Consider the following 11,969-nt stretch of genomic DNA (forward strand, 5'->3'; position numbering starts at 1 on the left):
CCGGAGGTCGGTCACGTGTTAGAGCTTAGGCCTCAGATAGCACAGCCCGCATGCGCCAGCGCCTGCTTCAGCAGCACCCCGTGCCCGCCCGGCATCTCGCTCTGCAACGCCTCCGAGACGGCCTCCTGTGGGCTGAACCACACCAGGTCGAGCGCGTCCTGCCGGGGCCGGCAGTCGCCCGACACCGGCACGATGTAGGCGAGGGACACCGCGTGCTGGCGCGGGTCGTGGTACGGCGTGATGCCCTGTGTCGGGAAGTACTCCGCGACCGTGAACGGCTGGAGCGACGCCGGGACGCGGGGCAGCGCGACCGGGCCGAGGTCCTTCTCCAGGTGGCGCAGGAGGGCGTCGCGGACGCGTTCGTGGTGCAGCACGCGGCCGGAGACCAGCGTCCGGCTGACCGTGCCGTCGGGGCCGATGCGCAGCAGCAGACCGACACTGGTGACTTCGCCGCTGTCGTCGACGCGGACCGGGACGGCCTCGACGTACAGGATCGGCATGCGGGCACGTGTCATCTCCAGTTCGTCGGAGGACAGCCAGCCGGGCGTGGTTTCGGTCATGTCAGACATTGCTTGATCATACTTTCAGCCGTTCGGACTTCCTGGGTAGCCGCTCCAGGAGAACTGTGACCACCCACACGCCCGTTCAATCGTCCTCCCGTGCCTGATCCGGCAGCCGGTAGACCCTCAGGGCGTTGTTCCGTCCGACCCACCGCGCGATCCGCAGCGCGTCCGGCAGGGCCAGCTCGTCGGCGTCCACCCGCTCCTGGAGCAGGCCCGCCAGGCCCTGCCGGAAGGCGAGCGCGCCGAGGTGGTAGAACTCGCCGGTTCCGGGCCGCCTCGGTGACCTCCGCGTCCGAGAGGCGGGCCGGGGCCAGGCCGAAGCCGGTGCGGTAGGCCGCCACCGACTTCACGGCCACCACACCGGGCCGCCGCACGGCATCCAGCGCGGCCGCGCAGAAGACGCCCGTGTACGCCGCAGGTAGCCGGCGGAGCTCGGGGCGGTGACGGCCGTGAGACCGGGCAGGTGGGCGAGGATCCCGGCGGGGAGCGACTCCGCCTCGGCCGTCATGCCGTGAAGGCACCACGCGTCAGGGTTTCACGGCCACCGCGCCGTACTGCGGCACCAGCACGGCCGATCCGGGTTCGGCGCGCCACTGCCCGCACGACACCATGCCCGGTTCGAGCACCTCCAGCCCCTCGAAGAACGCGGCGATGTCCACACCGCTGCGGGCGGTGATCGGGGGAGTGGCGTTCTCGTTCCAGAACTTCATGGCCGGGATCTGGCCCGCGCCGCCGAGCTCGTCGTCGAAGGTGGGGTGGGTGAGGACCAGGAAGCTGCCGGAAGGCACCGCCGCCATCACCCGGCGCACGATGTCCCGGGCCTGGTCGACGTCCAGGACGAAGTTGAGGATGCCCAGCATCATCACGGCGACGGGCTGCGTGAGGTCGAGGGTGTGCCCGGCCCGTTCGAGGATGGCGTCCGGGTCGTGCACATCGGCGTCGATGTAGGCGGTGACGCCGTCGTGGGTGCCGGTCAGCAGGGTGCGCGCGTGCACCAGCACGATCGGGTCGTTGTCGACGTAGACGATGCGCGCGTCGGGCGCGATCCGCTGGGCGATCTCGTGGGTGTTGTCCGCCGTCGGCAGTCCCGTGCCGACGTCGAGGAACTGCCGCACTCCGCGCTCACCGGCGAGGAACGACACGGCCCGGCCGAGGAAGTCCCGGTCCGCCCGGGCGATGTCCCGGATGATCGGGAACATGCCGGCGACGTGCTCGCCGACCTGCTGGTCGACCTCGTAGTTGTCCTTGCCGCCGATCCAGTAGTTCCACACGCGCGCGTTGTGCGCCACACCGGTGTTCAGTCTCGCCGACCCTCCCGAAGGGGTGTGGCCATCACTCACGACTCGTCCTCTCCTCGCGCTCGCACGGACGACCGAGCGCGGTCGCCCACGCCATTGTGCCGCTGCGATGATCACGCTGTCCCGGGAATCGGCGGAGCGGGCACGGCTGTCAGGGCCGCGGGCCAGGAGAGGGCTGTCCGACGTGCTGCCGTGGTCAGTTGGGGCTCGCCGCGGGTGACCTTCCGGCCAGGACGTCTTTCAGGCGCTGGGTGCCGAGCTCGGCCGCCTGCTCGACGGAGTCGCTCTCGCCCCCGTCGAGGCCGCCCGCCGTGACGGTGATCGCGTCGTCGCCGACCCGCACGGCGGCGACGTCCAGGGTCAGCGTGGCCGCATCGCCCCCTGCCGTGCCCCGTACCGTCACCCGCAGGCCCTCCCGGGCGTCGCCCAGGCGGGGCAGCGAGGTGTCGACGACCTGGACGGTGCGCTGCTCGCCGCCGTCGGTCACGGTGAACTGGTCGCACTTCTCCGGCAGGGACGCCATCCACGTCAGGGAGTCCTGCGGGTCGGTCCGGTCGTAGGAGGCGACCTGGTACAGCAGACGGGAGTCGCCCTGTTCGAAGCCGCGCAGCTCGGACGCCCCCGAGGGCCTGCCCAGCAGGTCGTCGTCGAAGAGGGAGTCCATCAGCCGCTGGCAGTCGGCGGCCTGGGCCTTGGCGGTGAGGAAGTCGGAGACGTCGACCGTGCCGATGAGCAGGCTGTCGTGCCAGCTCCTGGCCTCCGTGTCCTTGACCTGGGTCCAGTCGTCCTCGATGTCCGCCTCGGTGATCAGCGCGGTCCGTGCGCCGTCGGTGCTGAGGGTGGCGGTGGGGGAGGGGGTCTGGCGCTGCCCGGCGACCTGTGACGCGGTGACACCCGCGACGCGCGAACCCTCCGTGCCGCCGTCGTCCGAGCAGGCGGCGATGGTCAGCAGCGTGCCCGCCGCGAGGGTGCAGGAGAGGACGCGGACAAGCCGGGGCGGTCGACGGGTCATCGGGAGTGCCTCCTGGGAAGGTGACGCGTGCCCTCAGCGCACCACCGGCACCGACGCCGCACCACCGGCATCGGACCGTTCGGGTGAGCGCCGCCGGGGTGCCCAGGGCTCACGTTCCGGGCCTCTGGCGTGCCCGTGCTGCCAGGCCCAGGCGGCGGTCTCGGCGTCGGTGCGGCCCGGAGCGACCGGGCGCAGAGGGCCTGCGGTCGCGGGCCCAGTGAGAGAGGCCGGGCCGCCTCCAGGCCGTCCGGCTGATGTCCGGCGGCATCCCGGCCTCTCTGGCGTCGCACACCGCATGAGCTGTTCAATGAAGCTGCACACTCCGTACGCGCCGTGCACCCAGGACCGTGAGAGGAGCCGCCCGTGTCCCCCGTCGTCGTGCCGCCCGTCGGGGCGCGGATCCGGCAGGCCCGTCTGGAGCGCGGCACGAGTCTGCGTGCGCTGGCCCGGGAGATCGGTGTCTCGGCGAGTCTCGTGTCGCAGATCGAGACCGGGAAGAGCCAGCCGTCCGTCAGCACGCTGTACGCGATCACCACGGCGCTGGGGATCTCCGTGGAGTCCCTCTTCGACGCCCGGGAGGCCGCCCAGGCCCGGGAGCGTGTCCGGGAGGGCGCCGGGGAGGGTCCGCTCGCCGCGTCCCCCGCCACCGTTGCGCACGCCCTCGCCGCTCTGTCCGCCGATCCCGGGCGGCGGATCGGGCCGCTGGTCGGGGCGGGCGGGCGCGAGACGCTGGAGCTGGACTCGGGGGTCGTGTGGGAGCGCCTGGGGCGGGTGCCCGGAGCCGAGGCCGACTTCCTGCTGGTGACGTACCGGCCCGGCGGCTCGTCCTCCGGCTCCGGCGCGCTGATGCGGCACCCCGGTACCGAGTACGGCTATCTGGTCTCCGGCGAACTGATTCTCACCCTCGGTTTCGAGGAGTACACCCTGCGGCCGGGCGATTCCGTCTGCTTCGAGTCGACGACGCCCCACCGCTACCGCAACGATGGAGAGGTACCGGCTGTGGGCGTCTGGTTCGTGTCCGGCGATGTTCAGTGAGACTTGACACCCACTGCACACGGGCGTTCACTCCGAAGTGGGGGTGGTCGCCATGGCGATCCGCACATATGGACCCAACGCCGTCGACTGGGAAGAGCGCATCGACCTGGACCGGCTGCGCCGGCAGCGGCTGGCCCGGCTGCACGAGTCCCTGAACCGCTCCGCACTGGGCGCGGTGCTCAGCTTCGACTTCGCCAACATCCGCTACATGACCGCCACCCACATCGGCACCTGGGCGATGGACAAGCTGATCCGCTTCGCCCTGCTGGTGCGCGACGGCGAACCGGTCGTCTGGGACTTCGGCTCCGCCGCCCGCCACCACCAGCTGTACAACCCGTGGCTCGACCACGGCGACGGCAAGGGCGGCCCGCCCACCGGCGCCCGGGCCGGCATCTCCACCCTGCGCGGTGCCTTCCACCCGGACGCCGGGATCGCCGAGGACGTGGCCGCCAAGGTCGCCGCCGAACTGCGCGACCACGGGCTCGCCGGCGAACCCCTCGGCGTCGACGTCGCCGAGATGCCGGTCCTCGCCGCGCTGCGCGCCGAGGGCCTCGACGTCGTCGACGGACAGCAGGTGTTCCTGGAGGCCCGCCGGATCAAGACCGGTGACGAGATCGCCCTGCTCGCCCAGGCCTGCGCCATGGTCGACGCGGCCTACGAGGAGCTGTACGGCTACCTGCGTCCGGGGGTGCGCGAGAACGAGTGCGTCGGCGTGGTCAGCAAGGTGCTGTACGACCTCGGCAGCGAGTACGTCGAGGGCGTCAACGCCATCTCGGGCGAGCGCTGTTCACCGCATCCGCACGTCTACAGCGACCGGCTGATCCGCCCCGGCGACCCGGCCTTCTTCGACATCCTGCACAGTCATCTCGGCTACCGGACCTGCTACTACCGCACGTTCGCCGTGGGCAGCGCATCCGGTGCCCAGCGGGACGCGTACGTGCGCTGCCGGGAGTACATGGACGAGGCGATCGCCCTGGTCCGGCCGGGCGCGACCACGGCCGACATCGTGCGGGTCTGGCCGCGTGCCGAGGAGTTCGGCTTCGCCGACGAGACCGCCGCCTTCGCCCTCCAGTACGGCCACGGTGTCGGCCTGTCGATCTGGGAGAAGCCGATCTTCAGCCGCCTGGTCTCCCTCGACCACCCCGAAGTCCTCGAAGAGGGCATGGTGTTCGCCCTGGAGACGTACTGGCCGGCCGCCGACGGCTGGTCCGCCGCCCGGATCGAGGAGGAAGTGGTCGTCACCGCCGACGGCTGCGAGGTCATCACCAAGTTCCCCGCCGAGGAACTGCTGGTGGCCGGGCGCAAGTACTGGACGGTGGGCGGCGAGCTGAACACCCGCCGGGAGGCGCAGTCCCACCTCAACACCGGGGACCGCTGATGGAGGCCGGCGCGCTCCTCGACCGGTACGAGCGGATGAACGTCATCCGCCGGACGGAGAAGGCCGCCCACGACCTGTTCCTGCGGGGCCTGGTGAAGGGCACCACGCACCTGGCCGCCGGGCAGGAGGCGATCGCCGTGGGCGCGAGCGCCGCCCTGCGCCCGGACGACTATGTGTTCGCCACCTATAGGGGCCACCACCATGCCCTCGCCCGGGGCGCCACCCCCGAGGAGTGCCTCGCCGAACTGATGAGCCGGGCGACCGGGCTGTGCGGGGCCAAGGGCGGCTCCATGCACCTGACCAAGGCGGCCACCGGCATGCTCGGCTCGTACGCCATCGTCGGGTCCCATCTGCCGATGGCGGTGGGCGCGGCCTGGTCGGCGCGGCTGCGCGGCACCGACCAGCTCTCGGTCGCCTTCTTCGGCGACGGCGCGACCAACATCGGCGCCTTCCACGAGTCGCTCAACCTGGCCGCCGTGTGGAAACTGCCGGTGCTGTTCGTGTGCGAGAACAACCTGTACATGGAGTACACGCCGATCGCCGACGTCACGGCCGTGCCCCGCCCCGCCGCCGACCGGGCCCCCGCCTACGGCATCCCGGGCGAGGTCGTCGACGGGAACGACGTCGTGGCGGTCGAGGAGACGGTGGAGCGGCTGGCGCGCCGGGCCCGGGCCGGAGACGGGCCATCCGTGCTGGAGGCCGAGACCTACCGTCACTACGGGCACAGCCGCACCGACCCGGCGGCCTACCGCCCGGCCGAGGAGGTCGAGCGCTGGCTGAAGCACGACCCGTTGGACCTCGCGCGCGGGCGCCTCGCCGAGCTGGGCGTGGGGGAGGAGACGGTCGCCGAGGCCGACGAGCGGGCCCGGGCCGTCGTGGAGCGGGCCGTGGAGGCGGCGAAGGCCGCGCCGCCGCCCGATCCGCGCGAGGCACTGACCGACGTGTGGGCGGACGGGGGTGCCGCATGGCGGACGTGATCACCTACCGGGAAGCGGTCGCCGAGGGCATCGCCCGGGAGATGCGGCGGGACGCGTCGGTGGTGTGCCTCGGGGAGGACATCGGCGCGGCCGGCGGAGTGTTCAAGACGACCACGGGGCTGCTGAAGGAGTTCGGGCCCGAGCGGGTGTGGGACACGCCCATATCCGAACAGGCCATCGTGGGCGCGGCGATGGGCGCCGCCATGACCGGGATGCGGCCCGTCGCGGAGATCATGTTCTCCGACTTCCTGGCCTGCTGCTGGGACTACCTCGCCAACGAGATTCCCAAGGTCCGCTACATGACCGGCGGCCAGGTGACCGTGCCCCTCGTCGTGCGCACCGCCAACGGCGGCGGGCTCGGCTTCGGCGCACAGCACTCCCAGGCCACCGAGAACTGGGCCCTGACCGTCCCCGGGCTGAAGATCGCGGCACCGGCGACACCCGCCGACGTCATCGGCCTGCTGGCGGCGGCGATCCGCAGCGACGACCCCGTCGTCTTCTTCGAGCACAAGGCACTGCTGTCCACCAAGGGCGCCCCGCCCCCGCCGGACCACGTCGTCGAGCTGGGCCGGGCCGCCGTCGTCCGCGCGGGCACCGACCTCACCCTCGCCGCGCTCGCCTCGACGGTGCCCCTGGCGCTGAAGGCCGCCGACGTGCTGTCCGGGGAGGGCATCGAGGCCGAAGTGATCGACCTGCGCTGCCTGGTCCCGCTCGACATGGCGACCGTGCTCGCCTCACTGCGCAGGACCTCCCGGCTCGTCACCGTCGAGGAGAACCCGTACCAGGGCGGCTGGGGCGCCACCGTCGTCTCGGTCGTCGCCGACGAGGGATTCGGCCTGCTGGACGCGCCCGTGCGGCGGGTGGCGGGGGAGTGCGTCCCGCTGCCGTTCGCCGACGCGCTGGAGGAGCAGGTCATCCCGACCGTCGACAAGGTCGTCACGGAGGTCCGAAGGCTCGCCGCGTACTGAGCCGCACACCCGCCACCGCACACCCCATGGGAGGAAGCGCGATGACCACAAGGACACTGCTGCGCTCCGGTCACGTGATCTCGATGGACCCGGACATCGGGGACCTGCCCCAGGGGGACGTCCTCGTCGAGGACGGCAGGATCGCGGCCGTCGAGCCCGAGATCAGCGCCGACGCCGAGGTCCTCGACATGACCGGCCACCTCGTGATCCCCGGCTTCGTCGACACCCACCGCCACACCTGGGAGGCCCCCATCCGGGGCATCGCGCCCGATGCCACCCTGGACGACTACTTCGTCGACATCCTCGACACCTTCGCCCCGCTGTACACCCCGGAGGACGTGTACGCCGGCAACCTCGCGGGCGCGCTGGAATGCCTCAACGCCGGCATCACCACGCTCGTCGACTGGTCGCACATCAACAACACCCCCGAGCACCCGGACGCGGCGATCCAGGGCCTGGCCGAGTCCGGCATTCGGGCGCAGTACGCGTACGGCAGCGCCAACACCTCCCTCGCGGAGTACTGGTTCGAGAGCAAGGTCGCGATCCCGGCGGACGACGTACGGCGGATCCGGTCGACGCACTTCGCCTCCGACGACGGCCTGCTGACCATGGGCCTGGCCACCCGCGGCCCCGGCTTCTGCGTCGACGAGGTCGTCGCGGCCGAGTGGGCCATGGCACGCGAACTGGGCCTCCCCATCACCGTGCACGTGGCCATGGGGCGGCTGGCCGGCCGCTTCGGCATGGTGAGGCGGCTCGACGGCCTGGGGCTGCTCGGCCCGGACACCACCTACGTCCACAGCTGCTACCTCAGTGAGGACGAGTGGCGGATGGTCGCCGGCAGCGGCGGCACGGTGTCGATCGCGCCGCAGGTGGAACTCCAGATGGGGCACGGCTGGCCGCCCGTGATGCAGGCCATCGAGCACGGACTGCGGCCGTCGCTCAGCATCGACGTCGTCACCACCGTGCCCGGCGACATGTTCACCCAGATCCGCGCGGCCTTCGGCGCCGAACGCGCCCGCGTCAACGCCGACTGCTGGCAGGCCAACATGCCCGTCCCCAGCACCATGCTGACGGCACGCCAGATGCTGGAGATCGCCACGGTCAACGGTGCCCACGTCGCCGGACTGGAGGACCGCACCGGCTCCCTCACCCCCGGCAAGCGCGCGGACATCGTCGCGATCGACGCCACCGCCCTGAACGTCGCCCCGGTGCACGACGCGGCGGCCGCGGTCACGCTGTGCGCCGACGTCTCCAACGTGGACACCGTCCTCGTCGACGGCGTGATCCACAAGCGCGACGGCAGGCTCCTCGGCGACACGGCACGCGCCCTGCGGCTGGTCGGCGAGTCCCGCGACCGGCTCCTCGCGGCGAAGGAGGCCAAGGGAGCGAAGGCGCCGGCATGACCTCTCACCTGGTGCGCCACGCCGCCGACCTGCGCGAGCCGCCCCACGACCGCCACGGCCACCGGCGGCGGGCGCTGGTCGGGGAGGACGACGGCAGCGTCCACACCGGCTTCGGCCTGTGCGAACTGCTCCCGGACGGCCGGGTGCCCGCCCATGTGCACTCGTACGAGGAGAGCTTCCACGTCCTCGACGGAGCCCTGGTCCTCGACGTGCCCGACGGCTCGTACCTGCTGGAGGAGGGCGACTACGGACTGCTGCCGACCGGTGTCCCGCACGCCTGGCGCGGGGCCGGGAGCACCGGCGGCCGCTGGGCGGACATGCTGGCCCCCGTGCCGCGCGCCCGCTACGGACACGACACCCAGGCCGTGCCGGACCTCCCCGCGCGCGAACCGGCCCGGGTCGACGTCCGCGACCCGCGCACCCGTTCCTTCGGCCACTTCGAGCCCGGCCAGATGGACCCCGGCCAGCAGTCCCAGGACCTGCTGGCCGCCACGGCCAGCATGCGGACCGCGCTGATGGTCTACAGCGGGATCACGGTGAAGATGATGGTCGACAGCGACCTGGGCGCGGTCGCCTCGACCATGTTCATGGTGCAGTACGCGTCCGACGGGATCATCGGCACCCACGACCATCCCTTCGAGGAGACGTATCTGATCCTGGAAGGAGTGGCCGAGGCCACCCTCGACGGCGAGCGGTACCGGCTGGAGCCCGGCGATCTGGCCTGGGCGGGCGCCGGATGTGTGCACGGGTTCGTCAACGCGGGGCACGGGCCCCTGCGCTGGCTGGAGACGCAGGCGCCGCAGCCGCCGTCACGGCACTCGTACCGGTTCACGCGGGACTGGGACTACCTGCGCGCGGCACTGGAGGAGGAGTCATGAGCAGTGTGCTCGTCGTCGGCGGAACGTCCGGGATCGGGCTCGAGTTCGCCCGCACGCGGGCCAGGTGCGGGGACGACGTGGTCCTCACCGGCCGCGACACCCAGCGGGCCGAAGCGGTCGCGAAGGAGGCCGGCGCACGCGGCCTCGCCCTCGACCTGGCCCGGCCGCTGGAGATCGCCGGCGCCCTGGCCGGCCTGGGGCGCGTCGACCATCTGGTGATCGCGGGCGTCTCTCGGGACGACAACAAGGTGACGGAGTACGACATCGACGCCGCCCTGCGCCTGGTCACCCTCAAACTCGTCGGCTACACGGAAGTGGTGCACACGCTGCGGCAACGGCTGCACGACGACAGCTCCATCGTGCTCTTCGGCGGCCAGGCCAAGGAACGCCCCTACCCGGGCGCGACGACGGTGGCGACGGTCAACGCGGGGGTGCGGGGCCTGATGAACTCCCTGGCCGTCGAGCTCGCTCCGGTCCGGGTCAACACGGTGCATCCCGGTGTCGTGGGCGACAGCCCGTACTGGCAGGCCAAACCGGAGAAGGTGCTCGCCGCGCTGCGCACCGAGACCCCCACCGGGCGGCTCGCCGTGATGGCGGACGTGGTCGACGCGGTGGACTTCCTGCTGCGCAACCGGTCGGTCAACGCGGTCGAACTGACGGTGGACGGGGGATGGTTGCTCGGGTGAGCGGTCTGTAGGTGGAACGCGGACACTGCTCGGCCCCGTCGCCGAGGGGAGCGACGCCGGAGCGAAGGGGGGTACCCCCTGCTCGAAGAGCTCGGGGGAGGGTGGCCGTACGCTCGTGGTAACGCCGGTAGCCGCCCCGCCCCAGGGCGTCGACCCGCGGATGCGGGCACTGAGCAGAGGGGACAGCACCCGCAGCCGGTACACCGGCTGCGGGGCGTTCTTCAGCCCGATGCCCGCTTCTGCGCGTATGTCAGGCCGTGCGCGCCGACGAGTTCCCGTGGACGCGCTCCCGGCGGCCCACGGCCTATCCCCTCAGCGGATCGTGTCCGACCGTCATCAGCCGGTGCCGGCGTCGGGTGTCCGCTTCCGTCACCTCGGGCTCGGGTTCGTTCTCGAGGTCCACCTGGTCGGTGACCGTGTCCACGACCTTCCGCATCACCCGCAGGTCGTCCTCGGTCAGGTCGGTGCGCCGCTTCTGGAGGATCGCCAGGACGTGCTGCCCGGTGGCCGAGCCCGCCTGGTCCGGCAGCGGCTCGGTGGCCTCGTCGGCGTCGCGGACCCGCAGCCAGGCCGCGAGTTCCTGCGAGGTCATGTTCACCACGCGGTGGAAGTCCTCCCACAGCGCGTCGAGTTCGAGGGCGTCGGTCATCGCCTGCCCCTTCCGTGTGTACGTCGGATGATCTGTGCCGTCCAACCGCGGGTCAGCGGGGGAAGTTCTCGGCGTCGAACATCCACCGCTGCTTCTCCAGCTCCGCGGTGATGCTGATCAGCAGGTCCTGGGTGACCGGGTCCGCCTTCTCGGTCGTGTCGATGCGCTCGCGCAGCCGGCCCACCGCCTCCTGCAGTGCGTCCACCATCACCTGCACGGCGTCCGAGTCGGGCACCCAGCCCTCCTTCGGGGCGGGCAGCGTGAAGGCCTTGGCGATGGTCTCCGGCCGGCCGTCCGGCGGGACGCCCAGCGCGGCGGACCGCTCCGCGACCGTGTCGGCGAAGTCCCGTGCCGCCGTGACCACCTCGTCGAGCTGGAGGTGGATGGACCGGAAACGCGGTCCGACGACGTTCCAGTGCGCCTGCTTCCCGACCAGAGAGAGTCCGAGCAGATCCACCAGGGTGTCCTGGAGTGCTTCGCAGGAGACCTTGCGGGCGTCGTCCGGCAGTGTGCTCCTCACGGTCGTCATAGGGCACTTCTCCTTCTCGCGTCGTTCCTGGTCGTCCGGAGCAGTGCGTCGCGCTCTTCCTCGCCGGTGCCGCCCCACACGCCCGAGGCCTGACCGCTGCTCAGCGCGAAGCTCAGGCACGGGTCGGCCACCGGGCAGCGCGCGCAGACCCGCTTCGCGGCGCTCACGTCACGCAGGGCGGGGCCGGCGGTGCCGACGGGAAAGAACAGCTCGGGGTCCTCGTCCACGCAGGCGGCGCTCCGCAACCACTCCATGGACGCGCGGGTGCCCCGGGCGCACTGGTGCAAACGCGACGCATGAGGATCGTCTCGCCTGCGATATGACCTGTTGGGAACCTCGGGAGGCGCAGAATCTTCACAGAGGGCGGGCCCAGGGTCTATAGTCCGAAACTAGCAGTGCTAATTAATGCGCGGTGTGAGGAGCCTCTCGTGCGTCCCGTCCACTTCGCGGCCGCCCGCCGCACCCCCCTCGGCAAGCTGCGGGGATCCCTCTCCTCGATCCGGCCCGACGACCTCGCCGCCACCGTCGTCCGCGCCCTGGCCACCGGCGTGCCCGCGCTGGACCCGGCGCGGATCGACGACGTCTACTGGGGC

The 11,969-nt window shown here is 71.8% G+C and carries 14 protein-coding genes and 3 pseudogenes; 8 read left to right on the forward strand and 9 right to left on the reverse strand.

The genetic code is table 11. The features are described 5' to 3' along the window. Positions 1–32: 32 nt before the first annotated feature. The 5 genes and pseudogenes from ACFU3E_RS27450 to ACFU3E_RS27470 all read right to left on the reverse strand — a co-directional run bounded on the left by ACFU3E_RS27450 (position 33) and on the right by ACFU3E_RS27470 (position 2,873). Positions 33–569, reverse strand: a complete 537-nt coding sequence (locus ACFU3E_RS27450) for an NUDIX hydrolase family protein (RefSeq protein ID WP_384163626.1) — start codon at positions 567–569, stop codon at positions 33–35. Between the two features lie 76 nt (positions 570–645). Then, positions 646–982, reverse strand: a pseudogene (locus ACFU3E_RS27455) (amidohydrolase); the annotation flags it as partial. Continuing rightward, positions 910–1,071 (reverse strand): hypothetical protein, encoded by a 162-nt coding sequence (locus ACFU3E_RS27460; RefSeq protein WP_384163690.1) that lies wholly within the window; start codon positions 1,069–1,071, stop codon positions 910–912. The gene ACFU3E_RS27460 and the pseudogene ACFU3E_RS27455, both read right to left, overlap by 73 nt. Before the next feature lie 19 nt (positions 1,072–1,090). After that, the gene (locus tag ACFU3E_RS27465) at positions 1,091–1,903 is read right to left on the reverse strand and encodes an SAM-dependent methyltransferase (protein ID WP_384163629.1); all 813 of its coding nucleotides are present in this window, start codon (positions 1,901–1,903) and stop codon (positions 1,091–1,093) included. A gap of 154 nt (positions 1,904–2,057) precedes the next feature. Beyond that, positions 2,058–2,873: a hypothetical protein gene (locus ACFU3E_RS27470; protein ID WP_384163632.1), complete on the reverse strand. Its 816-nt coding sequence runs from the start codon at positions 2,871–2,873 to the stop codon at positions 2,058–2,060. Between the two features lie 363 nt (positions 2,874–3,236). On the opposite strand from ACFU3E_RS27470, the gene ACFU3E_RS27475 reads away from it, so the two are divergent. Genes ACFU3E_RS27475 through ACFU3E_RS27505 form a run of 7 tightly spaced genes read left to right on the forward strand, consistent with a single transcriptional unit; the run spans position 3,237 to position 10,198 of the window. Then, a complete protein-coding gene (locus tag ACFU3E_RS27475) occupies positions 3,237–3,908 on the forward strand; it encodes a helix-turn-helix domain-containing protein (RefSeq protein ID WP_384163636.1) in 672 nt (223 codons plus the stop codon). A gap of 52 nt (positions 3,909–3,960) precedes the next feature. Further along, positions 3,961–5,286, forward strand: a complete 1,326-nt coding sequence (locus ACFU3E_RS27480; protein ID WP_384163639.1) for a M24 family metallopeptidase — start codon at positions 3,961–3,963, stop codon at positions 5,284–5,286. After that, positions 5,286–6,263, forward strand: coding sequence for a thiamine pyrophosphate-dependent dehydrogenase E1 component subunit alpha (locus ACFU3E_RS27485; protein ID WP_384163642.1), 978 nt, complete (start codon positions 5,286–5,288; stop codon positions 6,261–6,263). The genes ACFU3E_RS27480 and ACFU3E_RS27485 overlap by 1 nt, the downstream gene beginning before the upstream one ends. After that, the gene (locus ACFU3E_RS27490; RefSeq protein WP_384163644.1) at positions 6,251–7,231 is read left to right on the forward strand and encodes an alpha-ketoacid dehydrogenase subunit beta; all 981 of its coding nucleotides are present in this window, start codon (positions 6,251–6,253) and stop codon (positions 7,229–7,231) included. Before ACFU3E_RS27485 ends, ACFU3E_RS27490 begins: the two co-directional genes overlap by 13 nt. Before the next feature lie 41 nt (positions 7,232–7,272). After that, the gene (locus ACFU3E_RS27495; RefSeq protein WP_384163648.1) at positions 7,273–8,634 is read left to right on the forward strand and encodes an amidohydrolase family protein; all 1,362 of its coding nucleotides are present in this window, start codon (positions 7,273–7,275) and stop codon (positions 8,632–8,634) included. Continuing rightward, entirely contained in the window at positions 8,631–9,512 is an 882-nt protein-coding gene (locus tag ACFU3E_RS27500; protein WP_384163651.1) for a cupin domain-containing protein, read from the forward strand. Before ACFU3E_RS27495 ends, ACFU3E_RS27500 begins: the two co-directional genes overlap by 4 nt. Next, on the forward strand, positions 9,509–10,198 hold the full coding sequence (locus tag ACFU3E_RS27505; protein WP_384163654.1) for an SDR family oxidoreductase: 690 nt from the start codon (positions 9,509–9,511) through the stop codon (positions 10,196–10,198). Before ACFU3E_RS27500 ends, ACFU3E_RS27505 begins: the two co-directional genes overlap by 4 nt. A 100-nt stretch (positions 10,199–10,298) precedes the next feature. Here the strand turns inward: ACFU3E_RS27505 and ACFU3E_RS27510 are convergent. From ACFU3E_RS27510 to ACFU3E_RS27525, 4 genes and pseudogenes are all read right to left on the reverse strand, one after another. Continuing rightward, positions 10,299–10,506 (reverse strand): annotated as a pseudogene (locus ACFU3E_RS27510) (endonuclease); the annotation flags it as partial. Continuing rightward, positions 10,503–10,847, reverse strand: coding sequence for a DUF3140 domain-containing protein (locus ACFU3E_RS27515; protein ID WP_384163657.1), 345 nt, complete (start codon positions 10,845–10,847; stop codon positions 10,503–10,505). The gene ACFU3E_RS27515 and the pseudogene ACFU3E_RS27510, both read right to left, overlap by 4 nt. Positions 10,848–10,899: 52 nt before the next feature. After that, complete coding sequence (locus tag ACFU3E_RS27520; protein ID WP_384163660.1) at positions 10,900–11,376, reverse strand: Dps family protein; 477 nt, start codon at positions 11,374–11,376, stop codon at positions 10,900–10,902. Continuing rightward, the gene (locus ACFU3E_RS27525; RefSeq protein ID WP_384163663.1) at positions 11,373–11,630 is read right to left on the reverse strand and encodes a WhiB family transcriptional regulator; all 258 of its coding nucleotides are present in this window, start codon (positions 11,628–11,630) and stop codon (positions 11,373–11,375) included. Before ACFU3E_RS27525 ends, ACFU3E_RS27520 begins: the two co-directional genes overlap by 4 nt. A 174-nt stretch (positions 11,631–11,804) precedes the next feature. Here ACFU3E_RS27525 and ACFU3E_RS27530 point away from each other — a divergent pair. Beyond that, a pseudogene (locus tag ACFU3E_RS27530) lies at positions 11,805–11,969 on the forward strand (3-oxoadipyl-CoA thiolase); the annotation flags it as partial.

The sequence above is a fragment of the Streptomyces sp. NPDC057424 genome, assembly GCF_042803315.1.
In the GTDB taxonomy this organism is placed as follows: Bacteria; Actinomycetota; Actinomycetes; order Streptomycetales; family Streptomycetaceae; genus Streptomyces.